The sequence below is a fragment of the Bdellovibrio sp. 22V genome (genome assembly GCF_030169785.1).
Lineage (GTDB): Bacteria > Bdellovibrionota > Bdellovibrionia > Bdellovibrionales > Bdellovibrionaceae > Bdellovibrio.
Window position 1 is genome coordinate 101,057 of sequence record NZ_CP125854.1, and the last position, 25,491, is coordinate 126,547.

Annotated in this window: 29 protein-coding genes; 19 read left to right on the top strand and 10 right to left on the bottom strand. The window is 45.3% G+C overall.

Features of this window, described 5'->3' with window-relative positions; all coding sequences use genetic code 11:
- Nucleotides 1–194: 194 nt before the first annotated feature.
- Together QJS83_RS00510 and QJS83_RS00515 are read left to right on the top strand one after the other, a co-directional pair.
- The gene (locus QJS83_RS00510) at nucleotides 195–575 is read left to right on the top strand and encodes a hypothetical protein (RefSeq protein ID WP_284606848.1); all 381 of its coding nucleotides are present in this window, start codon (nucleotides 195–197) and stop codon (nucleotides 573–575) included.
- A gap of 9 nt (nucleotides 576–584) precedes the next feature.
- Nucleotides 585–1,250, top strand: coding sequence for a glutathione S-transferase family protein (locus QJS83_RS00515; RefSeq protein ID WP_284606849.1), 666 nt, complete (start codon nucleotides 585–587; stop codon nucleotides 1,248–1,250).
- 59 nt (nucleotides 1,251–1,309) lie between these two features.
- Here the strand turns inward: QJS83_RS00515 and QJS83_RS00520 are convergent, their stop codons facing one another.
- From QJS83_RS00520 to QJS83_RS00530, 3 genes are all read right to left on the bottom strand, one after another.
- A complete protein-coding gene (locus tag QJS83_RS00520; protein WP_284606850.1) occupies nucleotides 1,310–2,902 on the bottom strand; it encodes an SNIPE associated domain-containing protein in 1,593 nt (530 codons plus the stop codon).
- Nucleotides 2,903–3,245: 343 nt separating this feature from the next.
- Nucleotides 3,246–3,530: a hypothetical protein gene (locus QJS83_RS00525; protein WP_284606851.1), complete on the bottom strand. Its 285-nt coding sequence runs from the start codon at nucleotides 3,528–3,530 to the stop codon at nucleotides 3,246–3,248.
- A gap of 9 nt (nucleotides 3,531–3,539) precedes the next feature.
- On the bottom strand, nucleotides 3,540–3,998 hold the full coding sequence (locus QJS83_RS00530; protein ID WP_284606852.1) for a PH domain-containing protein: 459 nt from the start codon (nucleotides 3,996–3,998) through the stop codon (nucleotides 3,540–3,542).
- Between the two features lie 180 nt (nucleotides 3,999–4,178).
- Between QJS83_RS00530 and QJS83_RS00535 the strand changes: the two genes are divergently transcribed.
- From QJS83_RS00535 to QJS83_RS00565, 8 genes are all read left to right on the top strand, one after another.
- Nucleotides 4,179–5,147 (top strand): hypothetical protein, encoded by a 969-nt coding sequence (locus QJS83_RS00535; protein WP_284606853.1) that lies wholly within the window; start codon nucleotides 4,179–4,181, stop codon nucleotides 5,145–5,147.
- 8 nt (nucleotides 5,148–5,155) lie between these two features.
- Nucleotides 5,156–5,401, top strand: coding sequence for a hypothetical protein (locus tag QJS83_RS17430; RefSeq protein WP_350159300.1), 246 nt, complete (start codon nucleotides 5,156–5,158; stop codon nucleotides 5,399–5,401).
- 141 nt (nucleotides 5,402–5,542) lie between these two features.
- Nucleotides 5,543–7,693: a TonB-dependent receptor domain-containing protein gene (locus QJS83_RS00540; RefSeq protein WP_284606854.1), complete on the top strand. Its 2,151-nt coding sequence runs from the start codon at nucleotides 5,543–5,545 to the stop codon at nucleotides 7,691–7,693.
- A gap of 21 nt (nucleotides 7,694–7,714) precedes the next feature.
- Entirely contained in the window at nucleotides 7,715–8,170 is a 456-nt protein-coding gene (locus QJS83_RS00545; RefSeq protein ID WP_284606855.1) for a DUF4920 domain-containing protein, read from the top strand.
- A gap of 4 nt (nucleotides 8,171–8,174) precedes the next feature.
- On the top strand, nucleotides 8,175–8,762 hold the full coding sequence (locus QJS83_RS00550) for a PepSY-associated TM helix domain-containing protein (protein WP_284606856.1): 588 nt from the start codon (nucleotides 8,175–8,177) through the stop codon (nucleotides 8,760–8,762).
- Nucleotides 8,763–8,931: 169 nt separating this feature from the next.
- Nucleotides 8,932–9,750 carry a hypothetical protein gene (locus tag QJS83_RS00555; RefSeq protein ID WP_284606857.1) on the top strand — a complete coding sequence of 273 codons (819 nt, stop codon included), beginning with the start codon at nucleotides 8,932–8,934 and terminating at the stop codon, nucleotides 9,748–9,750.
- A gap of 220 nt (nucleotides 9,751–9,970) precedes the next feature.
- Nucleotides 9,971–10,249, top strand: coding sequence for a hypothetical protein (locus QJS83_RS00560; protein ID WP_284606858.1), 279 nt, complete (start codon nucleotides 9,971–9,973; stop codon nucleotides 10,247–10,249).
- Nucleotides 10,246–10,653, top strand: a complete 408-nt coding sequence (locus QJS83_RS00565) for a hypothetical protein (RefSeq protein ID WP_284606859.1) — start codon at nucleotides 10,246–10,248, stop codon at nucleotides 10,651–10,653. Before QJS83_RS00560 ends, QJS83_RS00565 begins: the two co-directional genes overlap by 4 nt.
- Here QJS83_RS00565 and QJS83_RS00570 read toward each other — a convergent pair.
- Nucleotides 10,629–10,991, bottom strand: coding sequence for an ankyrin repeat domain-containing protein (locus tag QJS83_RS00570; protein WP_284606860.1), 363 nt, complete (start codon nucleotides 10,989–10,991; stop codon nucleotides 10,629–10,631). The two genes, QJS83_RS00565 and QJS83_RS00570, sit on opposite strands and share 25 nt — an antisense overlap.
- A 151-nt stretch (nucleotides 10,992–11,142) precedes the next feature.
- On the opposite strand from QJS83_RS00570, the gene QJS83_RS00575 reads away from it, so the two are divergent.
- The 5 genes from QJS83_RS00575 to QJS83_RS00595 all read left to right on the top strand — a co-directional run bounded on the left by QJS83_RS00575 (nucleotide 11,143) and on the right by QJS83_RS00595 (nucleotide 18,356).
- On the top strand, nucleotides 11,143–12,813 hold the full coding sequence (locus QJS83_RS00575; RefSeq protein WP_284606861.1) for a glycoside hydrolase family 13 protein: 1,671 nt from the start codon (nucleotides 11,143–11,145) through the stop codon (nucleotides 12,811–12,813).
- Between the two features lie 53 nt (nucleotides 12,814–12,866).
- Nucleotides 12,867–14,954 (top strand): ATP-binding protein, encoded by a 2,088-nt coding sequence (locus QJS83_RS00580; RefSeq protein WP_284606862.1) that lies wholly within the window; start codon nucleotides 12,867–12,869, stop codon nucleotides 14,952–14,954.
- Nucleotides 14,955–16,340, top strand: a complete 1,386-nt coding sequence (locus QJS83_RS00585; protein WP_284606863.1) for a sigma-54-dependent transcriptional regulator — start codon at nucleotides 14,955–14,957, stop codon at nucleotides 16,338–16,340.
- Between the two features lie 186 nt (nucleotides 16,341–16,526).
- On the top strand, nucleotides 16,527–17,279 hold the full coding sequence (locus tag QJS83_RS00590) for a class I SAM-dependent methyltransferase (protein WP_284606864.1): 753 nt from the start codon (nucleotides 16,527–16,529) through the stop codon (nucleotides 17,277–17,279).
- Between the two features lie 18 nt (nucleotides 17,280–17,297).
- A complete protein-coding gene (locus QJS83_RS00595) occupies nucleotides 17,298–18,356 on the top strand; it encodes a lactonase family protein (RefSeq protein ID WP_284606865.1) in 1,059 nt (352 codons plus the stop codon).
- Between the two features lie 36 nt (nucleotides 18,357–18,392).
- Here the strand turns inward: QJS83_RS00595 and QJS83_RS00600 are convergent, their stop codons facing one another.
- Complete coding sequence (locus QJS83_RS00600) at nucleotides 18,393–19,247, bottom strand: LysR family transcriptional regulator (RefSeq protein ID WP_284606866.1); 855 nt, start codon at nucleotides 19,245–19,247, stop codon at nucleotides 18,393–18,395.
- A 114-nt stretch (nucleotides 19,248–19,361) separates the two neighbouring features.
- Here QJS83_RS00600 and QJS83_RS00605 point away from each other — a divergent pair, with 114 nt between their 5' ends.
- Nucleotides 19,362–19,709 (top strand): hypothetical protein, encoded by a 348-nt coding sequence (locus QJS83_RS00605; RefSeq protein ID WP_284606867.1) that lies wholly within the window; start codon nucleotides 19,362–19,364, stop codon nucleotides 19,707–19,709.
- A 2-nt stretch (nucleotides 19,710–19,711) separates the two neighbouring features.
- Here QJS83_RS00605 and QJS83_RS00610 read toward each other — a convergent pair whose 3' ends face one another.
- Nucleotides 19,712–20,071, bottom strand: a complete 360-nt coding sequence (locus QJS83_RS00610; protein ID WP_284606868.1) for a zinc ribbon domain-containing protein YjdM — start codon at nucleotides 20,069–20,071, stop codon at nucleotides 19,712–19,714.
- 107 nt (nucleotides 20,072–20,178) lie between these two features.
- On the opposite strand from QJS83_RS00610, the gene QJS83_RS00615 reads away from it, so the two are divergent.
- Both QJS83_RS00615 and QJS83_RS00620 read left to right on the top strand, forming a co-directional pair.
- Nucleotides 20,179–20,628, top strand: a complete 450-nt coding sequence (locus QJS83_RS00615; protein ID WP_284606869.1) for a hypothetical protein — start codon at nucleotides 20,179–20,181, stop codon at nucleotides 20,626–20,628.
- A 3-nt stretch (nucleotides 20,629–20,631) separates the two neighbouring features.
- Nucleotides 20,632–21,027: a group II truncated hemoglobin gene (locus QJS83_RS00620; protein ID WP_284606870.1), complete on the top strand. Its 396-nt coding sequence runs from the start codon at nucleotides 20,632–20,634 to the stop codon at nucleotides 21,025–21,027.
- Nucleotides 21,028–21,040: 13 nt separating this feature from the next.
- On the opposite strand, the gene QJS83_RS00625 is transcribed toward QJS83_RS00620, so the two are convergent.
- The 4 genes from QJS83_RS00625 to QJS83_RS00640 are packed head-to-tail and all read right to left on the bottom strand — an operon-like array spanning nucleotide 21,041 to nucleotide 24,068.
- Entirely contained in the window at nucleotides 21,041–21,979 is a 939-nt protein-coding gene (locus QJS83_RS00625; RefSeq protein ID WP_284606871.1) for an HTTM domain-containing protein, read from the bottom strand.
- Nucleotides 21,957–22,532, bottom strand: coding sequence for a hypothetical protein (locus tag QJS83_RS00630; protein WP_284606872.1), 576 nt, complete (start codon nucleotides 22,530–22,532; stop codon nucleotides 21,957–21,959). Before QJS83_RS00630 ends, QJS83_RS00625 begins: the two co-directional genes overlap by 23 nt.
- 2 nt (nucleotides 22,533–22,534) lie before the next feature.
- Nucleotides 22,535–23,473 carry an HTTM domain-containing protein gene (locus tag QJS83_RS00635; protein WP_284606873.1) on the bottom strand — a complete coding sequence of 313 codons (939 nt, stop codon included), beginning with the start codon at nucleotides 23,471–23,473 and terminating at the stop codon, nucleotides 22,535–22,537.
- Nucleotides 23,451–24,068 (bottom strand): hypothetical protein, encoded by a 618-nt coding sequence (locus tag QJS83_RS00640; protein ID WP_284606874.1) that lies wholly within the window; start codon nucleotides 24,066–24,068, stop codon nucleotides 23,451–23,453. Before QJS83_RS00640 ends, QJS83_RS00635 begins: the two co-directional genes overlap by 23 nt.
- A 322-nt stretch (nucleotides 24,069–24,390) precedes the next feature.
- Between QJS83_RS00640 and QJS83_RS00645 the strand changes: the two genes are divergently transcribed.
- Nucleotides 24,391–25,488 (top strand): hypothetical protein, encoded by a 1,098-nt coding sequence (locus QJS83_RS00645; protein ID WP_284606875.1) that lies wholly within the window; start codon nucleotides 24,391–24,393, stop codon nucleotides 25,486–25,488.
- Nucleotides 25,489–25,491 lie beyond the last annotated feature (3 nt).

The following is a 25,491-nucleotide window of genomic DNA, read 5'->3' on the forward strand; positions in this document are numbered from 1 at the left end:
CGGAGGCAGTGCGAAGCACCGAGGGCCCGGACGGCCCGAGCCCCACTCCGCTCTCGCACTACTCAAAATTTTCTTCCCAACAAAAGTGACTCTTTCATTTTCTTCGCGCGGCTTTTCCTGCTAGCATTTTCCACATGCGTAACATGAAAATTAAAAACCTAACCATTCTCGCGACTATATTATTCCTCCAACCCATGTTGAACGAAGGCTCCGTCGCTCACGCAAAAAGAAAATCCCCACCTAAAGCTTACAGCTTTATCGCCGAAGGGGGAAAAGCTTCTCAAGGTGAGTGCGACGGTGAACGCAAAATCCCGCGTTTGAAACGTTTGAAGGAATTCGCAAAAGCCGGCTCCTACATGGGCTCCGAGTTGCAAGAACCTGAACTCAAGGGAAAAACCGACGAAGAAATGTGGAAGCACTTCTTCAGAGCGAAAGCCTCTTGTAACGCAGTTCTGGCAAAAACTCCTTCCGCTTTGGAAGAAGCAACATTGACGACAACAAAAAAAGACATTCCGCCAGAGCCTGAAGAATCAGAAGAAGAAACGGCTCCAACAGAAGGCCCAGACTCCGAATAGGGAAGTAAGATGCTAAAAGTATATGTCTTCAAATCACTACCGCCGTTTCTTTGGGGCTACACTCGCGACATCCGCGCCATGTGGGCTCTAGAAGAGTGCGGAATCCCGTACGAAACTGTCGGCCTCGATTGCGGACCAAACGGTCTTCAGGATGAAACGTGGTTTGAAGAGCTGAATCCTTTTAAGCAAGTGCCAACGATCGATGACGACGGATATGTTTTAACAGAGTCGGGTGCGATCCTTCTTTATCTTGCAGAGAAATCAGGAAAGCTGATTCCTTCGGATCTGCAGGGACGCGCTCAGGTGTATCGTTGGTTGATTACATCTTTAAATAATATCGAACCGTTTGCGCTACCGATTTTCTTTGCCGATCTTCAAGGTGATTCGAATCCGCCTATGAAGGCACTGCGCCCGTGGCACGTTGGAATACTCGATCGCTTTTTCCCGGCGATTGATCAAATGCTAAAGACCCAACCATTTGTGACGGGGACTGAGTTTACTGTCGCGGATATTGCTTTGACGGGTGTACTGCGGGAGCTTCGTAAAACAGAAATTCTACGTCAGTATCCGAACATCGAGAACTACCGCCGCCGCTGCGAAGAACGACCGGCGTTTGTGAAGGTTCTTAATGCTTACGAAGACCGCCTTGGTATCGCGCGTGGAAGCGCGCGGTAGATAAAAGTGCAAGGTAATTGATATGTGTTACTAGTCCGAAATAGAGTCATACCATTTGATTATGCAGCTTTTTTCGGTTCTCTTTGGGAAATTGCTAAGCTTTCTCGATACTCTTTCGCTTCGGCGGTCATGGTCCAATGAACACTTATCCCCATTTCTTCAATAACTTTTCTTAATTCAGCAATCTTCACTTTAAAAAATTCTTTGCGTGGATTTACGCGGTTGACTTGATGTGAAGAGAAGCGTCGATGCAACTCTTTTTCGAGAGCCGGAGCATCTTCATTCAGAATCATCGCATGTACGTCGAAATCAAAAGGAACACTTGCATCTCCAAGTTCATCAATTCTGTCTTGGGGGTCTAATCTTCGAGTTAAGCCTATCTTTATGACTTCTTCGCCGAATGAACCAACGTTAGAAATTATATAAACGTGACCCGTTTTAGTTTGCTGCGCCATTGAGAGTGCTCTCTGATTCTTTTCTTCCGTTTCTTTTAATTTAAGTTCTAACTCGCGCAGTTTTTCCTCATATTTAATTCGTTGTTTTTCGCTCGCTGATTCGAGATCCTGTCGAGCTTTATCCATTGCTTTGGAGAGTGTCTCTTCTTCTTTCTGAGCTTCTTTGATGGCTTTTTCGTAGTCGCGAGCAGCTTTTTCTTCTTCGCGTATTTGCTCTCGAATTCTTCTCTGTTCTTCTTTGTCTCTATCTTTTAGTGCCTGAACCGTGCACGCCCATTTAAGCTCTTCAAGGCGAGCGGTAAGATATAGGTCCGTTATTTTGGCATCTCGAAACGCTCTTCCATTAAAATTGACGGTTTGAAATGCGTCGTGGATGCGTTGTTGTAGAGTTCCGTAGTTATCCTTTTTAACGGTTGAGAGAATTGTGTCTACTTTTCCATTAAAAGCGTCTAAAACGAAATTAATAGCCGTTTCTTTGCGATTTGTTTCCACATATTCGCATGTCGCGGCTGTGTCATTTTTAATCATTGCTCGAGTCATTTCTCTTGCACGTTTCAGTTCATTTCCAGCGTCTGTATGGGAATAGTCTTCAGCAAGGCCATCTATTAAGCTAAATGTAGGGATCAAGAATCGGTCCCCATAGCCTTCGATAATGTTTTTCATGGCAATGGCTGTTCGCTCATAAGATTCAGCCTTATCTTTTGCATCCAATGCATCAGAAGCAATTTTTCTAGCTTCCTGATTTGCTCTTTCAATTATCAGCTTTGCATTGTTATTTGCGTCAGCGAGAATTTGATTGTTGCGAAGCTGAACCTGCTTGGTAGATTCCTTTGCCGAAGTAACAATAGAATCAGCTTCTTCTTTAGCTTTTGTAGATAGAAGAAAAAGAGCATGTTGTTCGTTTTTGATTCGAGAATCTTCCCGTTGTCTAAGTTCAAAAATTTCTGTTTCAGCTTTTGTTCTAAGTTCTTCGATATGACTTTCTACATCCTGAATTTCTTGATAACGAGAAAGTTGCGAGAGTTTTTCCTCAAGGACCTTCTTTTCGGACGTCAGTTTTTCTGCAGTTGAAAATATTGTTGAGTTTTGCTCTCTGAGGAGGCTGTTTTCGTTTCTTACAGAAGATAGTTCTCGTTTTTTTTTGAAGAATAGAAAGGCAGTATATGATAACAGAGCAGTTAAGCCCAAGACTAACATTGTCATAATTTATCCCGCTGAATGGTATATCTTGATTTTGAATCAGTTATTAAAATCTAACTCTAATTGCAGCCGCAAGTCGGCGAATAGCTTCCGTCACAACATACGGCTCTCCCAAAAGAACATCCGCAGACACCTTTGTGATGAGAGCAACATCCACTTCGCTCAGCTTCTGAATTTGTAGACGTTCTGGTTGTGGGTGCCATATTGGTGGCTGTCGCTACTTTGCGAAGAATAGGTGAGATGACAAATGATTGTGGTTTGCAATCATTTGCAGACGCTGAAAGACTGAATAATACTGATACAAGTGCAATTTTAATCATGGTAATTCCCATTTAATACTTTATTTAGTGTAATCGCCGCTTTTGAAACCTACCCGAACTCGATCAATGATGATTTGGTCAGATTCGCTGTGGGTGGATTTAGTAACTTTTCCTGTCGTTTTTTTATTTTGGATTTCTATTCTTTTTTCTGGAGTTGATTTTTCTGAGCGCGATAGCAGAGAAGTCTTTTGTGCTGGTTTTATCGGCGGAGTTTCTTCTTTCTCGAGATGAGAAAGAAGAAACTTGCTTGGCAAAGATACTGCAACAGCAAACAGAAATGGTTTCAATCGAAAGAAATATTTCATTTCTTTGTCCTAAGAAGCCTTGTGATTGCAGTGTTTACTTAAACATTCTCGAAAGATTTCGGGATTCACTATTCCTCGAATAGCATTTCCTTTATCATTTCCGGTTAGAATATTTAAACTACCAACGTCAAAAAGTCGTTCAATGAAGTTCTGTGAGAAAGCGATATCGTTAATTTTATTCAGAGGTACATCTGTCGCAGTTTTAGTGAGAATTCCTGTCTCAATATAAAGCCTTTGGTTGGTGATCAAATATTTTCTGGATTTGTTTTTAATAAACTTATAAATGATCGGGCTATATGCGATCAGAGCGAATAACATTGGGGACGGTGCACGTTCGGATTTTTCAATGACGGTCATTAAGAAACCAGGGGTGCAGATGGCAGCCCAAAAGCCGGCCACTAAATAATCGGACCAATGAAAGCTTGCACTCATTTTTACTTCTTCATTTTCTCTTAATTTAAAAGCCATTCCTAAATCCTCTCTTCGATGTGCATCGGTTGAACTTTCGTATATTTCGGTTTGTTTATAAAAATGTTTAGTTTGCCTTGGTTGTAAGCAGGCTTGTTCGGTTCTTAACAGATTTTTATCAAAATAATTTCACTAAACTAAAATCTATGTTTTCCGAATAAAGTTGAATAAGGAGTTAACGTGGGCTGGAAAGGTACATTAAGATCAGTGAGAGCTGAGATTAGGCGTGCAGAGAAGCGCCAAATTCAATATGAAAAACAAGTACAGGCTGAAAAAGCCAGAGAGCTTGTTGAAAACCAAAATAATTATCTTGAGAGGATTAAAACATTTCACAAAATGTTTGTACAAAGAACTGACTGGAATGTATTTGCGAAAGCAACTGAACCGGTTCCACCAGAGCAAAAATTTGTGCGTGAGACAAGCGCCATTTTTAAATACGAAAATTATAGCCCAAATTTTCTAATCCGGTTGTTCCGACTTCATAGTTGGCGAAAAAGTCTCTTGAAAAAAAGAATAGCGAAGGCTCGGCTTCAGGATGAAGAGGAAAACAGAACGTTGCGGAGCCAATTTGAAGCGGAACATAATCAATGGAAAAGAGATAAAGACCTTGCCGAGAAAATCTTTAAAAACGATATAAATGCATATGAAAAGGTTCTTTCCTCAAAGTCTGTTTTGAAAGATGGATCGATTATTTGCTCTGCGATAAGGTTGTGTTTCAACGATGGAGTTTTGAATGTCGAGATTGATATCCTTCGGGAGGAAGAGGTTCTTCCTAACACAATATACTCTGTGACAAAAACGGGGAAAATTTCTGAAAAAGATTTTCCAAAAACTCAGTATAATCAATTGTATCAAGACTATACTTGCAGTGTGTCTCTTGCCGTGGCCAAAATGTTATTTGGATGGTTTCCTGTCGATAAGATCCTAGTGCATGCGATGGTAGATCTACTCAATACATCGACTGGGAATTTAGAGCGGCAACCCGTATTGTCCGTTTTTATTCCTCGAGAAAGTATGTGGAATCTTAATTTTAATCAGATTGATCCCTCTGACTGTATGAAAAACTTTAATCACAACATGAACTATAAAAATTCCGAAGGGTTTAAACCCACAACTCAACTTAAGATTGGAAAAGGACAAGCATCGTGAAATTCTTAATGCTCCTTTTATCGTTGCAAGTGAGTGCGACCACAACTCTTAGCGACAGTCAAATTGCAGCGGTGTTGATTAAAGAGTCTATAGAAAATTACTCTGGGAATTGTCCCTGTCCATATAATATAACGAGGAAAGGTCACTCATGCGGAAAGAGAAGCGCCTATAGTCGCCCAGGAGGCAAACAGCCGCTGTGTTATCCTTCAGATGTCACAAAAAAGATGATTCTGGATTATAGGCGATCTCACTGATTTTATGGTCCTGCCTATGCGCATCAATATAGAAAGTACCAATTAATTTTCATCTTCTGTTAGCACAACCTATTTATTAGACAAACAAGCGCCACCCGGTTGATATCCCTGATGTTTTAAGGACTTAGCCAGGGGGGGCTCGTGAATCTTAAGTCTTTATCTTTGTTACTACTGTTGCTGATCGCGCAATCATCCTTCGCAGACGACACGGCCGGCGAAAGCCGACTGAGCGAAAAGTCCTACCTTCTCGACTCCATTCTCGTCGAAGCAGACAAAGACAAGAAAGAAAAAGCCTACGAGTCCATCAACTCCGAAACCGTGATTTCGCGCGAGGATCTTGTTAAAGGAAATCCACGAGACGTTAGCGATGTCTTGCAAAAGGTCCCCGGGGTTAGCGTTATCGGTGGGGGAGAACTGCAAAACAAGAAAATCTTCATCCGCGGGCTTGATGGATTCCGCGTGATCCAACAAGTCGACGGCGCGCAAAGACTTGAGTCTACGCAAGAGGGAATGGCTGCGGGGATCTCTGTGGAGCCAGAAATGCTTTCGCAAATCGACGTGCAAAATGGCGCGGACTCTGTCAGCTCTATCTCTGGTGCTATCGGCGGGACCATTCAATACAAAACGATCACGCCCGAAGATATTCTGATTGGGAAAGAAAAAGTCTCGACGAAGTTAAAAATCTCCGGAGACTCCGCAACTGAAGGACAGGCGCGTTCCATTCATTCAGCAACTCGCATTAACAAAGACTCATCCGCTCTTGTTGGCGTGACGATGAGAAACTCCAATAAAGTCGAATCTGGTTCGCCCAACGAATCTGGTGACAGCAAAGAAACCGAAGAGGCTGAGGCCACAAGAAACACATTCCTTGGTAAATACGTTCGTAAAACCGGCACGACAAAAACCGACGTGAAGGCCGAGTATTCCGATACGCAAAGCAAGAACGCGTCTTATCTTGCAGGATACGGAGAATCGAATTCTGATTACAGAAGCTCGACTCTCGAAGCGGTCGTGAATCACGAGCAGAGTCTTACTTCCAATTTCAAATACGAATTCTTAAGCTACTACAATAAAACAGATTCCATCAAAGACACGCACACGGCTTTTCGTAATTCTAAGGCGACTTTGGGAACAGTTGAAGATCGTCTTGAGAACGCCGGAATGAAACTCGCGGGAGTCTCCATCTTCCCATTGTCTTCAGATCTTGTGCTTCTCTCGAAAAACGGCATCGAAGGCATCGGAAGTCGTATTTCTGAAGACGACGGAACTGACAGTCCCTTTTACGGTCAATCATCTGGGTACGATGGCAGCGTGTTTTCCGAAAACAGTTTGAGCCTCGCCGAAGACAAAGTCGTGTTGATGGCCGGTGCTCGCGTCAGCAAATATCACCGTCAATCCGACAAGCTCAGCCTCGATACTCCAAGCAAAGACGGCGACACCTTGTCGACAATGGTGGGCATTTCTTATTCTCCGGTGAATTGGATGAAGGTCTCCGGTAAGTACGGTGTTTCTAATCGTGCGCCGAACGTTCGAGAGATGTACTACGGAACAGGGGTGCCATTTAAATGTCATCGTCCTGCCAAAGAATGTTCGAACTCTCCGAATCCAGCTCTCAATGAAGAGCAAGCTCATTCAAAAGAAGTCTCTGTTCTGTTTAAAACTCCAGAGTCTGTCGATCAACGCCGTTTGAAAGTGACGTACTTCGATGAAACGATCAGCGATTATGTCGAGAACATGCCAGAGATGTATCGCATCGAAAACGGGCAGCGTGTTCCTGCGGGACCTGCGAACGCCACTCATCGCGAGTATATGAATCGCAACCTTTCCACGGTTCTTCGCCACGGTGTCGAAGCGCAAGCGCAAATGGATTATGGCAACTGGGAGTTTGAAACGATGTACTCCATGATTCGCATGGAGTGTAGAGACTGTCCTGATATGTACACGGCGACGACCATCACCGAGCCTTTATTTACGGCTCCGGCGGACAAGTTCGGCGTGGCAGTGGGTTATGAATTCCCTTCTTTGAATCTCGAAATTGGCGCTGATGCGCAATACGTGAGCGCGCAAAAGAATCTTTCTGAAAGATATTTGTTGGCGGGCTACGGTACGCCGTCTTACGATGTGTACGGTTTTAACATGCGATGGACGCCGAAAGTTCGCGAAATCGGCCAGTTCGAAGTGGGTCTTGGAGTCAGCAACGTGCTTGATAAAAAGTATGTCGTTCATAACAGTCCTAGCGGTACTTTTGAATTAGGTCGTAATTACAGTCTGTCGCTCGCAACGATATTTTAAGATTTAGCAGGGGAGTATTAAATGAGAAGTTTACTTTTTGTCCTTGTGACTGTTTTCGTCCTGGGAGCTTTTGCAGAGAAAAAGTTTGGCGCCGGTGCTCAGTTTTCTGACGCCGTTCCTATGTCAAAAATTATGAAAAACCCAGAGTCGTATGTCGGTAAAGAAGTGACGGTGTCGGGTCTGATCGTTGACGTCTGTGCAAAGCGCGGATGCTGGATGCAATTGACGACGGATTATCAAAGCGAAAAAGTCAGAATCAAAGTCAATGACGGCGAAATGGTTTTTCCTCTTGAGTCTCGCGGTAAAAAAGCGGCAGCAAAAGGCGAATTCAAAAAAATGACTTTGACGCTGGAACAGACAAAGTCTTTCTTGCAGCATCAAGCCGAAGAAAATAAAAAGAAATTTGATCCTGCTTCTGTGAAAGAGCCAATGGTTGTCTACCAAGTTCAGGCAACAGGCGCTGTCATCGAGGAGTAACTAGATGTCGGGTTCTGAGAAGAACAGTGTAGACTGGCGAAAAAAGCTGTTCGTCTTGAACAGATCTTTTCACCGCGATATCGGCTATTTCTGCGTAGGCTTGATCCTTATCTACGCCATTTCGGGAATAGCCGTGAATCACGTCGACTCTTGGAATCCCAGCTATGTTATCACAAGATCCGAACACACACTTAAAGATTTGCCAGGCTCTGCCGAATCTGAAGAATTTGAAAAAGCTCTGGCAAAAAATCTTGGCATCAAAACATCTTTCCGCAGTCGAGTGCGAGATTCCGCGGAAGAAGTGTTGTTCTTCTACGAAGGCTCCAGAGTCGAGTGGAATGAAACCAAACAAACTGCTTATGTTGAAACGACAGAAAAAAGACTCGGTCTGTTTTTCGCGAACTACTTGCACTTAAATAAAGCCAAACGCGTGTGGACATACGTCGCCGATGTCTTCGCTGTTTTATTGATCTACTTAAGTCTTTCGGGCCTTTTCATGGTCAAAGGCGCAAACGGTTTTGGCAGACGCGGATGGATCTTCGTAACCGCCGGCCTTGTGATTCCTATCGCTTTTTATTGGGCCTACGTCTAAAATCTAGCACTGCCGGTCCCTCGGCAGACCTCGCGCCGAGCCCTCGGCAATGCCGAAAACCCGGCATGTCGAAGTCGCTCTAAACTATTGAAATTACATAAAAACCCCATTGGCATCGCCAGTGCAATAGAGGTTTGTATCGATGAACGATACACGACCGGAGGGGCGTATGAAAACAGCAGTGATGAAAAGTGTTTTGGGTGTTTTGGTTTTGGTGACTTCTCTTGTGGCTTCCGCTGATGAAAATGTTCAGCAAAACAATGTGGGTGTAACGGGTGCACCAGCGTACTCCGTTGTTGCGCAAAATCGCGCGAGTAACGGTCGTTCCGTCTGGGTGACGATGTATAACATGTTCGGTTCTGTTCGTGAGGCTCGCTGCTTGCGTGATGGACAAGATACAACATTCTCTGGTTACTATCCTCCACTCGAATACTACATCCGCGCGGAAGTGAAAGAAAACCTCGATTGTTCGGGTGGAAACCTTGATGACATTGAAACAAAAGTGGAGCCGACTCGCGGAGTGTATGCAAAAGTGCTTTCTTATCCTGATGGAGGCCGCGAGCGCTACATGTGGCGTGTAACGATGTCACCTGAGTCCGTCAAACCTCGCGTGCGACCGCTACTTTCGGAAGAGCAAGTCGCGCAAGTAAGACAAGACTCTTTGCAAGTTCAAGGCGGCAGTACGATTGAAGCGCACAATGCTCTTCGTAACGGAAAATCCGTGTGGGTGACAATCTACAACGTCTTCCAAGATATCCGCGACTCGGGTTGCGTGCAGCCTGGTGAAAGACGCGGTTGGGGAGGCTACTATGACTATGGATTCGCCTACTCTGTGCGATTCGAAGTCAAAGACGGTCCTAACTGCTCTGGTGTGACTCTTTATGATAACAGCATTGGTATCCGCGATGTTTCTGGTCTTAAAGGCGCTCGTATCATGAACATCAACGAAGGCGGGCAGTCTAAATACATCCTCGCCAACTACGAATAAAATGTGAGACTTCATTAGAAAACTCTACTCGGGTGAAATTCCGGGTAGAGTTTTTTGGTAGGGCCCATTCCCCAAGTTGTTTCGACACATGAACTATGGCAAATTTCCACTTATGCCTCAGACTCTCAAGCGACTCGAACTCTGGTTTCTTAAATTTCTTTTCTTTCTTTCGGGTTGCTGGTTCTGCTTTTTTCTTCAATCTCAGTTTAAAGTCAGTGCCGTGATAGCCGCTTCATTCACGGGCCTTTTGGGAACGTTTATTCCGGACTCAAAAAGAATCGAAGGAACGCATATTCACGCGACGATTTATATTGGTGCTTTTGTCGCCATGGGTTCTAAGGTCGTCGATGCGGGACTTAAGGAAATTCTGTTCGTGTCTATTATCGGAAGTCTGATTTATTCATTCGTCAGTCCCTACCTTCGTGGGTTGGGCGGCCGATTGGGATTCATCGCGTTTGTTGCATCGTTGATGGGCGTTGCTTTGAGGTTTTGGAAATGATTCTTTTTAGCGTTCTCGCCGTTTCCGTTATAGCCGCCGAGCTGACGTTTTTTCTTATTCACAAAAAACAGATGTCAACGGTGCGCGCCTCAAGTGCTACGTCATTGGTATTTGCCGTGCTTGTCAGTGCGTTACCGATTTCATTTGTCGGCGCCCTTCAGGCGGCTTTCTTCGGAGCCACTTTCGTTGGTATGACAGACAAGTCACGCATGGGATGGAAGCGTGTGTTCATGGCCAGTCTTATCTTTGGTCTGATTTTTACATTCTTGATTCCACTCGTAAAAGGCTATGGCGGAGGCCTTGGCGCGGCAGCTTTCGCGGCCTGTGCTGTCGTCTACGCCATGGATAAGTTTGTCAGAAAACTAAAAACCCATTTCGCCTATAAAGAAAAAACCCAGCAATAGCGCTTCAGCCAAGTTCCCAGCTTGTGAAACCACGTGGTTTCTATTTGCACTCCCAATTTTTGCAGATGGGCCAGCACGACTTCGTTTTTATATTTTATCGCTGCTTCAAGCGGGGTCATCTCGTCAAAAAAAGACTGCAAACGAGGATCCGCTTTATTTTCCAAAAGGTAAAGGGCGATATCGGTATGGCCTGCCGTGATCGCAGCTACAAGGGGTGTCGCTAGAATTTCGGGATGCTGATAGTTGGGGTTGACGTCGTTTTCAATGTGATAGCGAACGAGCTCCATGTTTCCACTCAGCGCAGCAGAGTACAATTCTTTCCAGTCACCAGCGGACATCGTTTTCTCCCAGGACGCGGTTTTAAATAGTTTAACATTTTAGTTTGTCTCAAGACATCAGTTTCCACGGAAAAATACGCACCCCAAGTAGACAGCGCCGTCATTTTTTGGTTCTATGACTTCCAAGAGTTCTTGGTTCAGGAGTAGGAAGATGGCGCCAACGAAAAAATGGTGGAAAGAGTCCGTTGTATATCAAGTGTATCCGCGCAGCTTTATGGATTCCAATGGCGACGGTGTTGGCGATCTTCCGGGCCTCACTTCCAAGCTGGATTATCTCAAGGACCTGGGAATTGATGTTATCTGGATTTGTCCTATGTATAAATCTCCTCAGGACGACAATGGTTATGACATCAGTGACTATCAGGATATCCATGCTGAGTTCGGAACGATGCAAGACTTCGACACACTTTTAAGCGAAGTTCACAAGCGTGGCATGAAACTCTTGATTGATCTCGTGATCAATCACACCAGCGATGAGCACCCTTGGTTTATTGAATCTCGTTCTTCCAAAGACAATCCCAAGCGCGATTGGTACATCTGGCGCGACGGCAAAAATGGCAAAGAGCCGAATAATTGGGAAAGTATTTTTGGCGGCTCGGCATGGAAGTACGATGAAAAAACCGAGCAGTACTTCATGCATATCTTTTCTGCCAAGCAACCGGATCTCAATTGGGAGAATCTGGAGATGCGTCAGGAAATTTACAAAATGATCCGCTGGTGGTTGGATAAAGGCATCGACGGCTTTCGCATCGATGCCATCAGCCACGCGAAAAAAGAGCCTGGCCTTGCCGACATGCCGAATCCCAAAGGGCTTGAGTATGTGCCTTCCTATGACAAACACATGAACGTGCCTGGCATTCAGGAGTACATCACAGATCTTTGTAAAAACACTTTCGTTCACTACGACATCATGACAACCGGGGAAGCCAATGGTGTGTCAGCCGAACATGCCGAAGAGTGGGTTGGTGAAGCGCAAAAGAAATTCAACATGTTGATTCAGTTTGAGCATGTCGGCTTATGGGACACGAACCCTGAAAAACGTATTGATCTTCTTAAAGTGAAAGAGGTCTTTGGACGCTGGCAAAAGCATCTTGAAAACAAAGGCTGGAATGCCTTGTTCGTCGAAAACCATGACGTTCCCAGAATCATCTCGAAGTGGGGAGATGCGCAAAAGTATTGGCGCGAAAGTGCGACGTCCATTGCTTCGATGTATTTCCTTATGCAGGGCACGCCGTTTATTTATCAAGGTCAAGAGATTGGCATGACAAACACTGTTTTCAACGGGCCCGAGGATTTTAACGACGTATCGGCAAAAAATCATTTTGCGATTCGCAGAAAGCAGGGAGCTCGTGACGCTGAAATCACAGCTGAGCTTGCGAACTCTTCGCGCGACAATGCGCGCACACCGATGCAGTGGACAGGCGAAGCTAACGCGGGATTCACGACAGGTGCACCGTGGCTGAAGGTGAATCCGAATTATAAAGAAATCAACGTGGCCAAACAAACTTCGGACGCTCACTCTGTATGGAGTTTCTATAAGAACCTGATTAAGATTCGTCGCGAAAATCCAGTGTTTATTTATGGACGCTATCAGCTTGTGATGAAAGACGACACGCAAGTTTATGCGTACACACGCACTTTAGGCGACAGCCAAGCGCTTGTGATAAGCAACCTTTCCGATAAGGCCGCCCAATTTAACGAGCCAGGGATGAGCTTAAAGTCCAAGAATTTATTACTGGCAAACTACGACGTTTCCGAACACCAGGAGGCGACGTCATTTGCACTTCGTCCTTATGAAACTCGCATATACAGAATAAAATAAGAATCTCTCGGGAAAACTGATTGACATGAAAAGCCCCCGTTTTACGATGGGGCATGCTCCAGTTTTCCCAAATGAAGTTCTCGCGCAAGATATTCCTGGCCATCTTTGGAACCGCTACGGGGGCGGCGGTTTTTATCTGCCTTTTACTTTATGGCACTTTGTCCACATACCGGGTCGACGAGTTTGAGGATTCTTATGTCGATCATATGAAACTTCTCGCGAAAGCGTTAGTGCGTATCGAAGAGTCTCAGGCCCGGATCGCACTCAATGCGGCGGAAGTTCTTAAACTGCAACAAGAAGAAGGACCTCTTTCAGGCAGCGAACTTAAGACACTCGCCAAATCTTTGGCGGTCACGCGGATCAATCTTTACGATAAAACAGGAAAGCCCCGCCAATCCTCGGATGCTTTGGGGGATTCCTTATTCGAAATATTTCCAGAGGTGCAGGCAGGGACGACGGACGTTTTCCAAAGCCCCTTGTTGCGCGGGAAAGACGGGCAAGTCGGCATTCACACGGTTGTGGCTTCTCCGGGCCGGAAGAGTTTCGTTGAAGTTGTGATCTATTTCGATGATGCCGTTCAATTGCTGCGCGAGATGGTTCAACACGACGAAGACAATCTTTCGATCGAATTAGTCGGTGCAGACAATCAAACTTTGGGACACATTCAACAAGAAGGCTTTCAACGCACGTGGGATTTGCAAACCGTTCTGCAATGGAAAGAGGGCGCGCATTGGGTTGACGATAAAATGGTGATTGTCACTTCAGTTAAAAACGAAAACGGCAAACACGATCGTTTGATTTCAACGATTTCTGCTCGTACGTTGAAAGCAGAGCTGCATAAAATTCAACGAACTTTGTTAGCGGTAGCGGCGGCTTTGATTCTTCTGTCGTGGTGGTTGTCGCAAGTTTTGACGAAGACTCTCTTGCGTAAGGTGCAGTCGTTACGATCTCTTTTAAATCAGATTTCATCGTCTCAAGATTATTCTAAGAGGGTCGCTGTTGAGCAGGGTTCGCAAGATGAGCTGGACGACCTCGGTCAAAGTTTTAATAACATGCTGAGCACGCTGCAATCGCATCAAACGCGTTTGATTGATGCGGAAAGAGACAAAGCCCGCACCCAAGTGGCGGCGCAGGTCGCCCATGATATTCGCAGTCCTTTGATGAGCATGAATATGGCGCTCAGCCAGATTGAATCCGCACAATTAGAACCGCTGGCTATTTTAAAAAGTGCTGTGGCTCGAGTTGCAAGCATTGTCCAAAAACTTTCCGCTTCGTCAGAAAAACCGGAGGAACCTTCGGGCGTCGAAGCGCCAAAACTCACTTTGATGGAGCCATGGATCGTGAGTGTTCTTAATGAGCATCGTGTGCGAAAGCTCCCGACGCAAGAATTAAAAATCACCGGCCTGCACGCCACCCCTCATATTTGGAGCGTCGTTCAAGTGAATGAACTCCAGACCGCTCTTTCTAATATGATCAATAATGCGTTTGAGGCGGGGGCCACCGAAGTCTCACTACATCTGACAGAAGCTCCGAAGGAGTGGTCTTTGCAAGTCAAAGACAATGGCAAGGGCATTCCATCTGCTGTCGTTGAGAAAATCTTCGAGCGCAGTTTTACTTTTGGCAAAACCACCGGGACCGGATTAGGTCTTTATCAGGCCAAAGCCGCTGTGGAGTGGAGCGGGGGAACTCTTGAGGTCAGTTCGAGTGAAGGTCAGGGAACGACGTTTACGTTAAGATTGCCACGCGAAAAAAATCCTGCTTGGCTGCCTGCTTTTATCGAGCTTGAAAAAACGCAAACGATTCTTTTTGTTGATGATGATAAGAACGTGCTTAATGCCTGGCGAGATAAAGTGAGTCCGTTGGGAATCCATAACCCCTGTTTCTTTAGTTCTGTCCAAGAATTGGAAACTTATATCGGAACAAGTGCTTTGCCTGAGTCGGCTCTTATCGTGATCGATCAGAACTTAGGGGACGGCAAAAAAGGTTTGGATGTTTTGAAAGAACTTTCTTTGGGTCAAAGAGCTTATCTTTGTACATCTGAGTTCGATGAAAAATGGATTCAAGATCAAATTAAAAAATTAAACGGATATTTAATTCCTAAACCTTGGATATCCCAATTCGAGATCAGAGTGAGGACCTAAATGCGGATTCTTATTGTCGATGACGAAACTTTAGTACGTAAGACTATGCAATCACAAATCGCCGAACCGCACAGAGTTTTTCTTGCTGACGGAATCGATGAAGCGATGGAGGTCATGGACAAACAACTGATTGATCTCGTATTTACGGATCTTTCTCTGGATGATTCATCGGACCGCATCGGTTTGCAGTTGATTCAAGAAATCGCTAAGAACTATCCGACGACAGTGGTTGTCGCAATGACCGGTCATGATGAAGCGCACTTGGTTGAAGCTTGCATGAAGGCCGGAGCAGTTGATTACCTTGTGAAACCTTTTGACGCCAAAACTTTGGCGCAGGTTCTGCGTAAAGCACCGGTGCTGCATCGACTTTTGCGTCGTAATCAAACGTTGAAACATCAAGCAGGTTCCAAGCTTGTAACGCATATTAATCTCTATACGAAGTCGCCGGCTTTCAAAGCGGTTTTGGATACGGCAAAAAAAATTCGCGGCAGCGGGCAGTCGATTTTGATTCGCGGTGAAAGCGGGTCGGGTAAAGAAATCATGGCGCAATACCTGTGGAGCCTTGAAAGCGACAACTCCCGACCATTCATCGCTGTGAACTGCGGTGCGATTCCTTCCCATTTGGCAGAGTCCGAACTTTTCGGTCATAAAAAAGGTGCTTTTACTGGAGCAACGGAAACCCGCGCCGGTAAATTTGAAAGCGCCGATGGCGGCGATATTTTCCTGGATGAGTTGGCGACTCTTAGCATGGATTTGCAAGTGAAGCTTTTACGTGTTCTTAGCAGTGGCGATATTTATCCCGTAGGGCAAGATATCGGGCGTAAGGTTCAGTGTCGCACGATTGCTGCCACCAATGAAAATCTGGAAGAACTCATTAAAGAAAAGAAATTCAGAGAAGATTTATTCTTTAGAATTAAAAATTTCACAATCACGTTGCCGCCGCTTCGTGAGCGCAAAGAGGACATCTTGGATCTCGCCAATGAGTTTCTTCGCAACGGCAACTATCGTGATAAATATTTAAGTCCTGCTGCAGAGACCTTGTTGCTAAACTATGCGTGGCCCGGAAATATCCGCGAACTCAAGTCAGCGATCGAGGTTGCATGCGTTCTGGTCGAGGGAAATGAGATTCAACCTCCCGACCTGACTCCGCATCTTGTCCAGTCTGCGCCGGTGTATGAGGACGTTATTAAGAGCCATTCCCTTGATGAGATTGACGAAAAAGCGCTTGAAGGACGTTACAGTCATGTCGTGTCTGAATTCGAATTGAAGCTTATTGATTTTGCCCTTAAAAAGAAAGGTTCCGAGTCTGCAGCGGCTCGCTATCTGGGAGTGCCTCGCAGTACATTGGGAGATATTCGCCGACGCCTGCAAGGAATTAAAAAATAAATCCATAAAATGAGCTGACGGGTTCCCGGCAACTCCCGGGAACCCGTCATTCCCCTCTGCCGGAATCCCGGCAGGCACTTTCTCAAATCGAAATAAACACATTTTCACTCTAAAAACGGCTGGCACCGCCTGTGCTTTTTAGTCTGGCATCAGATCGACAATGAAGCCGGTCAAAAGGAGTGAGTTATGAAAGCGCAATATCAAACATTCATTAACAATCATGAAGTGACTATCGCAGGCAATGAGACCTTCAACAACGTTCTTGCTCTCAATGGTTTGTGCGAACGCGATGCCGTGAGATATCTGCAAATGGTCGTGCATGATTTCTACCCACAAACTTTCCGAATGACAGCTTTGGATTTAGGAGCGGGTCGCGGAGTTACCGCCATGACTTTGGCGGAACTTGGTTTCAATGTGGTGGCTTATGACATGTACAGAAACTCTATCGCCATCTTGCAAAGAATCGCTTTGCAGCAGGATTTGAATATCTCTTTCGGCATGGGGGGTATTTTGCACCTCGAGTCTTTAAATAAGAAGTTTGATCTTATCAATGACTGCGAAGGATTGACGAATCTTGTGAAGCCAGAAGATCGCGCTCGCTATCTTGAAGGTGTCAAAAATTCTTTGGCTGAGCACGGGAAATTCGTCATGACTGTGCAGGTTCAAAGCACTCAGTACACTCCCGAGGAGGGTTTTGAATCCGTGCGCCTGGATGAAAATCACGTCTTATGGAGAGAAACTCCCGAGTGTGACGTCCCTGGAGTCGTTGAAATGAACGGCAAATATTGGACGGCCCAAAAAAGAATCTGCCCCGCAGATGAAATCCGTCGCGAAGTGATGGCGGCAGGTTATACGATTCTTTCCGATGATTTGGAAATCCTTCCCGGTAACAATCCAGCCATTCTAAGACTTGTTCTTACTAGCACCCTCGGGTGCTAGTTTTTTTTCGAGGATGTTATGAACCACAAATTATTATTGTCACTGACACTTTTGCTTGCAGGTTGTTCGAATGGATCGGGCGGATTAAATCCGCAACCAAACCCAGCGCAATTCGTATATGTCTTAAATTCGGCGGAAAATTCGATCAGTCAATTCAAAGTCAAAGCCAGCGGGGAGCTTGCAGCGATCGCGCCTGCCGTGGCGACAGAAGATTATCCGCGTATCATGGTGATGGATAAAGTTCATAACACGGTTTACACCGCAAATCTGGGAAGCAGTTCGATCTCACAGTTCACCATCTCTGCAAATGGAAGTTTAAAACCCCTTGCGCCTTCCGTGAGTGTCGGCGCGATTCCCGAAGGACTTGTGATCGGACCGGGCAGCCGGTACGTCTATTCATTAAATGCTTCGGATAATACGATTTCGCAATACACGGTGGCCACCGACGGCGCTTTGACTTTAAAGGCGACAATTCCTCATGCAGACGGACCTGTCGCGATGGCGTTTTCGCCTTCGGGCGGCTTCGCTTATGTTGTGAACGATGCCATCGATGAAATTTCCCAGTATGCCGTCGACAGTGACGGTTCATTGACGGCGTTAAATCCCGCGACAGTGGCATCTTCGGGATGTCCTTCGGGACCGATTGCTTCAGCGACATCTCAAAATGGAAGCGAGCATGTTTATGTTCTTAGCTGCATAACGGATGAAGTCGAAGTGTTCGCGATCGCGGACGATGGGACGTTGTCTTCACAACAAACGATTAAAACGGGAGTGATGCCATCGGGCTTTGCGATCTCGGGTTCTAATATGTATGTAACGAACGTGGGGGACGCGACCGTTTCAATGTATGGCATTCAAGCGGATGGCACGTTGCAAGCTTTGCTGCAACCGACCGTGAGTGCCGGCATACAGCCTGAGTCTGTCGCCGTCAATACAACGGGAAGTTTCGCTTATGTACTCGATTCAGCAGAAGATAAAATTATTTCTTTCGCAAGAAACTTGACTGGAGAGCTAAGCCCTTCGACCAAAGGAACGGCCGTGTCGGGAGCGGGTTCGATTCAGATCGTCGTAAAATAACGCCTTAGCAATCGTATGAACTGACTTCGCTGGGCTCTAAAAGTTTTGCTGGAGAATTCTGATAAAGTTTTGTGCCGCCTTTGACAACTGATGCATGCCTTTGTGAACGAGATAGATTCGATATTCTATTTTCGAAGCCCACAGAGTTTTACTGACTTTTACACCGAGATGATTTTCAGCTACGAAATCGGGAACAAGACCTGTTCCCAGTCCCAGGCTAGCGTAATGAGCAATAACTTCCCAGCTTTCAACTTCAACAGCGATCTCAACGTTCTTTTTATATTGTTCTTTAAAAATCTTTTCCAACTCAAAGAGACCCGGGCTTTCGCGGGTTACGAGAAAGCGAGTAGCGTCTGTCGCGGTCTCACGGGAACTCCGAATACAATGAAAGTGTCCTTTGCGAAGAAGTTTCTTTTCCAGTCCCGTCATGCGGCCATCATCTATCACAAGGCCGAATTCGGCTTCTCCAGACTTAACGAGGTTTAAGATTTCTTGAGTTGAGCCAAACTCAAATGAGGGACGCACTTTGGGAAGTTCTTTTTGCAGTTCTTTTAAAGCCGACGGAAAAAGGTAATGAGCTACTTCGGGAGAAGTGGCAATACGCAAGGGACCCGAGACTTCGGACTTTTTTCCGCGAAGATCCGCGCGCAAGTTATCGACCTGTTCGAGCAGGGTGGTGGATTTTTCGAGTAAAATTTTCCCTTCTTCCGTCAATTTGAAACGGTTCCGCGTGTGAATAAGAAGGTCACAATCCAAAGCTTCTTCGAGTTTCCGAATGGCCTGACTGATCGCGGGCTGGCTGATCCCCAGTTTTTTCGCCGCTGCGGCGATACTCTGGAGCTCTGCTGCGGTTTTAAAGTATTTGAGGTGGTAAATATTGGGTTCGAGCATGGACCCTCGAGGGATATAATTTTTAGTTATAATTAAAATACAAATAATCCATTTTCATAATAGCCGCAATGATTTTATATAGGTCGTGTCAATAACAACATTTATGGAGATTTTATGAAATCTTATGTCGGTCTTTTTTTGGTGATGGCAAGTGCGTTTGTTTACTCAACGGCGTCCGCTTCAGGCCGTCAGTGCCAGGTGGAAGTTTCTGTTTCTGCAAAAGGCCGTGTAACTCACACGGTTGAATTAGAGGTGCGAGTAAAACCAGGATTGGATCTTGCTTCTTATGTGTACGAAGGCAAGATCGAAGGTTTTGAAGTTTATATTATGGAAGTGGACGGAAATTATTTTGCCTCTATTAAGTTCAACGGAGTTAAAACTTTCGCCGAAGGACAAGAGGGTGTGACGGCAAATCTTCGCACGACAAAACGCTCGTTGCAGCTGACTTGTCCGTCCCGTTAGGCCTAAGCCTTCTTGACGAATTCAGACTTGAGATTCATGGCTCCAAAGCCATCGATCTTACAGGAAATGTCATGCCCATCGCCTGCATCTGCCAGGCGAATGTTTTTAACCTTTGTTCCGACTTTTACGACGGACGAGGAACCTTTAACCTTTAGATCCTTGATCACGACGACAGTGTCGCCGTCTTGCAGAATATTGCCATTGGCATCTTTAATAACGTGCTCTGCAGGCTCAGAAGTTTCTTCGGAATTCGCTGAAGCATGAGCGCTCCACTCGTGACCGCATTCAGGGCAGACCCAAAGGTTGCCGTCTTGGTAAATATTTTCAGAACTGCATTGAGGGCATTTAGATTCGTTACTCATGTTGTAGTTGAACCATATCCGAGCCTTTTTGGCTATTTAAATTGCAATATTCATAGTAAGAAGGGCCATTTTTATTTATAATAGGACGAATCATTAAAGGACCTTCCATGAAACAAGCCGATATCACCAAAGTTCTAGCGCAGGACTATAAAACAACGAATGTTGATGAGCTCAATAAACTTCTTAAAGATAAAAACACAGAACAAGTGAAGTACAAAATCTCCGGGAAGACATTGGGCCATTTGGGGTTCACGGGTTTTATCAAAACGGTCGCTGCTGAAGGCCTTAAAGTTTTTGCTGTTAACAAAGTTTCTTTGCTTCGTTTCGAAGACATCGAAAAATTCGAAAAAGCGAAACCCAAGTCAGAAAGACCCCTTAAGGTCAAAAAAGACGCCGAAGAAAAATCTATGGATAAAGCGGCAGAGCCTTTTAATAAAAGAGACACTGTGTTCGCAGTAAATGACGATGGCTATGATGATCTTCGTCCTAAAAAATACAAAAAGAAAGCGGTGAAACCTTCGGGCAAAGCCGGCAGCAAATTTATTCCGAAGAAGTAAATCATGGATCAGGAAAAGACTCCTTATGAACTTCTTGGTGGAGAAGCCGTTTTAAGAAAACTCACCCAACGTTTTTATGAAGTGATGGACACTTTGCCTGAAGTGAAACCGCTGCGTGATATGCATCCAGGTAACTTGCAGGGCTCGGAAGAAAAGCTTTTTATGTTTTTATCAGGATGGTTAGGCGGTCCGAGTTTGTTTCAAGAGAAATACGGCCATCCGCGTTTACGTGCGCGCCATATGCCTTTTGAGATCGGAAAGTCGGAAAGAGATCAATGGATGTTGTGTATGGTTCACGCTTTCGACGATCTGCAAGTTCAAGAACCTCTGCGTTCTGAGCTTTTGCATTCGTTGTTGAGGCTTGCTGATCACATGCGCAATCAGCAAGAGCCTACTTAGATTCAAGACTTAGCTAAACGCTCAAAGCTTTGCGTCGGCTTAGTCGCAGCGGAAGACGCCAGCGGAAACCCTCCACGACTTTTTTAACGTCCTCAGCAGGTACCATTGAAATCATCGTAGCAATCATCACCCACTCGAACAGGGGAATGTTCATAGTGATTTCGATTCCAAGATGCAGACCGACACCGGCGAGCAATACCCAGTAACGAAGCTCGCGAACCCAGATCAATGTTCCTAAAGACAGCTCCACCGCTAAGGTCGACCACGTCAAAAATTTGATCACGGCCAGGTGATTCAATAAACCGAGCGGAACGCGAACGAACTCATCCAGACGGGTGGCGATGTAAACAGCTGTGCCGTCCACCCACGCAGCTCCTTTAAGTTTAAACATCACGGTCGCAATATAAATAACACAGATTTGGAGCTGCATAAGGCGCAGAGCCCACGGCGCTTTATCTTCAGGAATTTCCGGAGCCAGGCCGCGCAGACGAAGAAGCCAGCGGTCCAGCGACAGCCAATCTCCCGAGCGGGAAAGAAGCAGCAAGAAAAGAAAATTTCTGATAACCACGTCAGAGCTATTAAGAACAAAAATATTTCTGTTATGGAACGAGAGCAAAGTAAAGAGCGTGATGGCAATCGACGTTCTGGTGAAGAAGCCAAAGAGCATTCCGACAACGCCGACAAGATTCAGAAGCGCGAGGAAAACCGGAACGCTTTCTTTATTGGGAAGAAGCTCGAACAGATTAAAACGATAAGAATGTCCGTACTTAATAGCGGTCTTAAGTGACATGACTCCGTCGACGCCCCAGAAAAATTCCAGATTGTCCCAGATCGAAATCCAGTTAAAAAGTAAAATAATCCCTAAAGCCACGCGCAGAAGAGCCACGGTATGAACCGGCGCCGGTTTAAAAAAGAAATCATGAAGGGAATTAGTGATCGTTTTTAGCTTCATGTCTTAACTCCTGAGTAGGTTTGTATTGATAGACGGATTCTTTATTGAACACGGTACTAAGTTTGCCATGCTCAATAAACTGCTCCGTCGGAGGTTTGACGGTGTTTACGTGCCGATAGAATTGCACCGATGCGACAGTACGACCGCGACCGTGCGCCTCAATTTTATTAATCTCGCGTTCCAGAAAGCGTGAGAGATCCAACCAAAGCTCCGGTCTTTGCATCGGAATCAGATTTTCTTGCGAGAATTTTCTGACACGTTCCCCTGAGGTGAAACGTTCCCAAGAATCCAGACGGGAGGACCTTGGGAACGTCCATTTCTCAGTGGAACTGTCGTTAAATGTGATTTCTGCATCGATATAAGAGTTTGTCGGCGAAGGATTCGGAGCAAACATACTCCAAGGTTGGTCCAGTCCTAAAAAGACCTGATAGAGTTCCAACTTTTTTAGAATCCTCTGTCCAAACAAACTGCGATCGGGAAGACCGGCAATAATAACCATAGACAGATGGACGGCGATGAAAATGGAAATGATTGTTTTCCAGACGAGTCCCATAATTATGCTTCCTTACTCTTTAAGGGTTTGCGTAGCGTGAGTTCGCCTGATTTTATCTTTTCGCAGAGATTTGCCAGATCCCGCGAGTCAATCATCGCAATCATCATCACGATCATGGCCCATTCGAACATCGGAATACTCATAGTGTATTCGATTCCCAGATGCAGGCCGACGCCGGCTAGCAGAACCCAGTAGCGCAGTTCTTTGAACCACACCAATGTGCCCATCGCGAACTCCACAATGAGAGTCGACCATGTGAGAAATTTGATAAAGAGCATGCTATTCAGAAGTGGAAATGGAAAACGGTAAAACTCGTCAAGCCTTGTGGCGATATAAACAGCCGTTCCATCGACCCACGGCTCTCCTTTAATTTTGAAGAGAACTGTTGCGACATAGATCGTGCAAAATTGCAGCTGAATCAGGCGTAGGGCCCATGGGCTTCTTTCCAGAGGCACGAGCGGAGCCCGGCCTTGTTTGAGCTTGCGCCAGCGGTCGACGGACCAAAGATCTCCGCTGGGAGTAAAGAAAAGGAAGAACAAGAATATACGGAGAACAGAATCGGCGCTGTTCAGAATAAATCCGTTGCGATGATGGAAAGACACCAAGGTGATGAAGGTAATCCCTATCGCCATTCGCGTGAAGGTTCCGGTGATAATCCCCAGTACGGCAATCAGGTTTACGAAAGCCAGTGTCACGGTCGTCTTATCGGTGAGCGGAATGTAATCAAAAAGAGAAAAACGCAGCTGGTTTCCGTATTGTTGCGCGGTTTGCAGGGACACCATTCCCTCCGGCCCATATAGAACATCCAGATCGCTATAGATCATAAACCAATTTAAGAGCATAAGCAGACCGATCCCGATCCTAAGAGCTGCCACGCTATGCACGGGTTGAGGTTTGAAAATAAAATCGTGAATATTTTTAATAGCGGTTGTTAGCTTCATGTCTCACCTGTTGTGCTGTTGGAGTAAAGAAAAATACCGGCTCTGCTTTATAAGAAGAGCTGAGTCGGCCGTGCGGAATAAAATTTGAATCCGTCGGCGGAGCAATTTGGCTGTGGAAGCGATTGAAGACGATATTCTTAACGACGCGCTTTTTCTCTTTTGCTTCCTTCAAAGCTGTTTGTTTGAGAATGTATTTCGAAAGATCGAACCATACGAGTTCGTTTTGATTCGGCAGAAGTGTTTCCTGTCCCATTAAACGATAGCGGTCGGCCACAAGAAGCTTGCGTAAACCCTCTGTGTTTCTTTGCCGCGGCATCTTCCATATATCGTGAGAGCCGTCGTCAAAGTAGATCACGGCTTCAATGTGTGCGTTCGTGTTCATCGGATTTGGAGCAAACATACTCCAAGGTTGGTAGAGCATTCCAAAAGCCTGGTAACGCGCTATCAATTTTATATATTTGGTGCCGAGTGCACTGCGATCCGGAAGTCCATCGGCGACCATAATTCCGACGTTCGCGCTAAAGAAAAGAAAGATCACAATCTTTAGCATCGCCTCTTTGAATGGTTTCATTCTTTTTATCAACATGTTTTTCATACCCGTCCTTATGATAAACTTTGAGAAAACAAAAAATAGTTTCGCAAACATCTATCACGTCTGTTTCGACAAAGTCTGGTTATTGATTTGAAACATTGATGAAGTTTTCGCGCGGAGAAAAATCGCCAGCGCAACACTACTAAACAGAAAAGATATGAAAACTAAACAAAAAGGATATGTTTCGTTTTTAAGTAGAGCCGCGTTTGTTTAGTGCTATTAAATCAACGCAAGTAACAAAATTTTATCGTGCTAAAAAAATCCAGTCGTACAAAAGTTCTTTTCAATTTTTTAGCAACCGTAAAAAACAACAAAAGGAGAATGTATGACTATGAAGTCTAAGAGCACATTCCTTTTGGCAGGATTTACTCTCGCTGTGAATTTCGCTTTCGCGAATAATCCGGGGAATAATAATGCCACGAAGAATGAACAAATGAATCAGCGTCCTTCTGAGACGGCTTACATCGGTGGAAAGGGTGGCTTTATTAATTATAGAGGCCCCGGCATCGAAGTGCAAAGTCCGGGCAATGCGGGGAGTATTGGTGTCGCCGGGATTGTCGGGAATAACGGCAACAACGGTAACAACGGAAATAGCAGTATCGTAGGCGTCGCTGGCATCATTGGTAATAATGGTAATAACGCCAATAATGGTAACAATGGGAACAATGGCAATAGCAGTATCGTCGGTGTTGCGGGTATCGTTGGTAACAACGGCAACAACGGCAACAACGGCAACAACGGCAATAACGGCAATAACGGAAATAATGGAAATAATGGAAACAGCAGTATTGTTGGTATAGCCGGTATCGTTGGTAACAACGGTAACAATGGTAATAACGGAAACAACGCCAACAATGCTAACAATGGAAATAATGGCAATAGCTCCATCGTTGGTATAGCCGGTATCGTAGGAAATAACGGGAATAACGGCAATAATGGGAACAATGGCAATAACGCTAACAATGCCAATAACGGCAATAACGGAAATAGCTCTATTGTTGGTGTAGCAGGTATCGTCGGCAACAACGGCAATAACGGAAACAACGGCAATAATGGCAACAATGGAAATAATGGAAATAACGGAAACAGCTCCATTGTAGGTGTTGCGGGTATCGTTGGTAACAATGGAAATAACGGTAACAACGGTAACAACGGCAATAACGCTAATAACGCGAACAATGCCAATAACGCTAACAACGGCAACAATGGCAACAATGGCAACAATGGCAACAACGGAAATAGTTCTATTGTAGGCGTTGCAGGTATCGTCGGCAATAACGGCAATAACGGCAATAACGGTAACAACGGTAACAACGCAAATAACGCAAACAATGCGAACAATGCGAACAACGCAAACAATGGCAATAACGGCAATAACGGCAATAACGCCAACAACGCGAATAACCTTCCTTTTTTAATTTGACGG

Excerpts from the sequence above, each read along its gene's own strand:
- QJS83_RS00605 (WP_284606867.1), top strand. The coding sequence starts at position 19,362 with ATGAAATCTTATGTCGGTCTTTTTTTGGTGATGGCAAGTGCGTTTGTT.
- QJS83_RS17430 (WP_350159300.1), top strand. The coding sequence starts at position 5,156 with ATGCTCCTTTTATCGTTGCAAGTGAGTGCGACCACAACTCTTAGCGAC.
- QJS83_RS00570 (WP_284606860.1), bottom strand. The coding sequence starts at position 10,991 with ATGTCCGCTGGTGACTGGAAAGAATTGTACTCTGCTGCGCTGAGTGGA.
- QJS83_RS00640 (WP_284606874.1), bottom strand. The coding sequence starts at position 24,068 with ATGAAAAACATGTTGATAAAAAGAATGAAACCATTCAAAGAGGCGATG.
- QJS83_RS00600 (WP_284606866.1), bottom strand. The coding sequence starts at position 19,247 with ATGCTCGAACCCAATATTTACCACCTCAAATACTTTAAAACCGCAGCA.
- QJS83_RS00565 (WP_284606859.1), top strand. The coding sequence starts at position 10,246 with ATGATTCTTTTTAGCGTTCTCGCCGTTTCCGTTATAGCCGCCGAGCTG.
- QJS83_RS00615 (WP_284606869.1), top strand. The coding sequence starts at position 20,179 with ATGAAACAAGCCGATATCACCAAAGTTCTAGCGCAGGACTATAAAACA.
- QJS83_RS00525 (WP_284606851.1), bottom strand. The coding sequence starts at position 3,530 with ATGAAATATTTCTTTCGATTGAAACCATTTCTGTTTGCTGTTGCAGTA.
- QJS83_RS00645 (WP_284606875.1), top strand. The coding sequence starts at position 24,391 with ATGACTATGAAGTCTAAGAGCACATTCCTTTTGGCAGGATTTACTCTC.
- QJS83_RS00550 (WP_284606856.1), top strand. The coding sequence starts at position 8,175 with ATGTCGGGTTCTGAGAAGAACAGTGTAGACTGGCGAAAAAAGCTGTTC.
- QJS83_RS00635 (WP_284606873.1), bottom strand. The coding sequence starts at position 23,473 with ATGAAGCTAACAACCGCTATTAAAAATATTCACGATTTTATTTTCAAA.
- QJS83_RS00555 (WP_284606857.1), top strand. The coding sequence starts at position 8,932 with ATGAAAACAGCAGTGATGAAAAGTGTTTTGGGTGTTTTGGTTTTGGTG.
- QJS83_RS00585 (WP_284606863.1), top strand. The coding sequence starts at position 14,955 with ATGCGGATTCTTATTGTCGATGACGAAACTTTAGTACGTAAGACTATG.
- QJS83_RS00545 (WP_284606855.1), top strand. The coding sequence starts at position 7,715 with ATGAGAAGTTTACTTTTTGTCCTTGTGACTGTTTTCGTCCTGGGAGCT.
- QJS83_RS00590 (WP_284606864.1), top strand. The coding sequence starts at position 16,527 with ATGAAAGCGCAATATCAAACATTCATTAACAATCATGAAGTGACTATC.
- QJS83_RS00515 (WP_284606849.1), top strand. The coding sequence starts at position 585 with ATGCTAAAAGTATATGTCTTCAAATCACTACCGCCGTTTCTTTGGGGC.
- QJS83_RS00575 (WP_284606861.1), top strand. The coding sequence starts at position 11,143 with ATGGCGCCAACGAAAAAATGGTGGAAAGAGTCCGTTGTATATCAAGTG.
- QJS83_RS00510 (WP_284606848.1), top strand. The coding sequence starts at position 195 with ATGTTGAACGAAGGCTCCGTCGCTCACGCAAAAAGAAAATCCCCACCT.
- QJS83_RS00630 (WP_284606872.1), bottom strand. The coding sequence starts at position 22,532 with ATGGGACTCGTCTGGAAAACAATCATTTCCATTTTCATCGCCGTCCAT.
- QJS83_RS00580 (WP_284606862.1), top strand. The coding sequence starts at position 12,867 with ATGCTCCAGTTTTCCCAAATGAAGTTCTCGCGCAAGATATTCCTGGCC.
- QJS83_RS00625 (WP_284606871.1), bottom strand. The coding sequence starts at position 21,979 with ATGAAGCTAAAAACGATCACTAATTCCCTTCATGATTTCTTTTTTAAA.
- QJS83_RS00610 (WP_284606868.1), bottom strand. The coding sequence starts at position 20,071 with ATGAGTAACGAATCTAAATGCCCTCAATGCAGTTCTGAAAATATTTAC.
- QJS83_RS00595 (WP_284606865.1), top strand. The coding sequence starts at position 17,298 with ATGAACCACAAATTATTATTGTCACTGACACTTTTGCTTGCAGGTTGT.
- QJS83_RS00620 (WP_284606870.1), top strand. The coding sequence starts at position 20,632 with ATGGATCAGGAAAAGACTCCTTATGAACTTCTTGGTGGAGAAGCCGTT.
- QJS83_RS00520 (WP_284606850.1), bottom strand. The coding sequence starts at position 2,902 with ATGTTAGTCTTGGGCTTAACTGCTCTGTTATCATATACTGCCTTTCTA.
- QJS83_RS00530 (WP_284606852.1), bottom strand. The coding sequence starts at position 3,998 with ATGGCTTTTAAATTAAGAGAAAATGAAGAAGTAAAAATGAGTGCAAGC.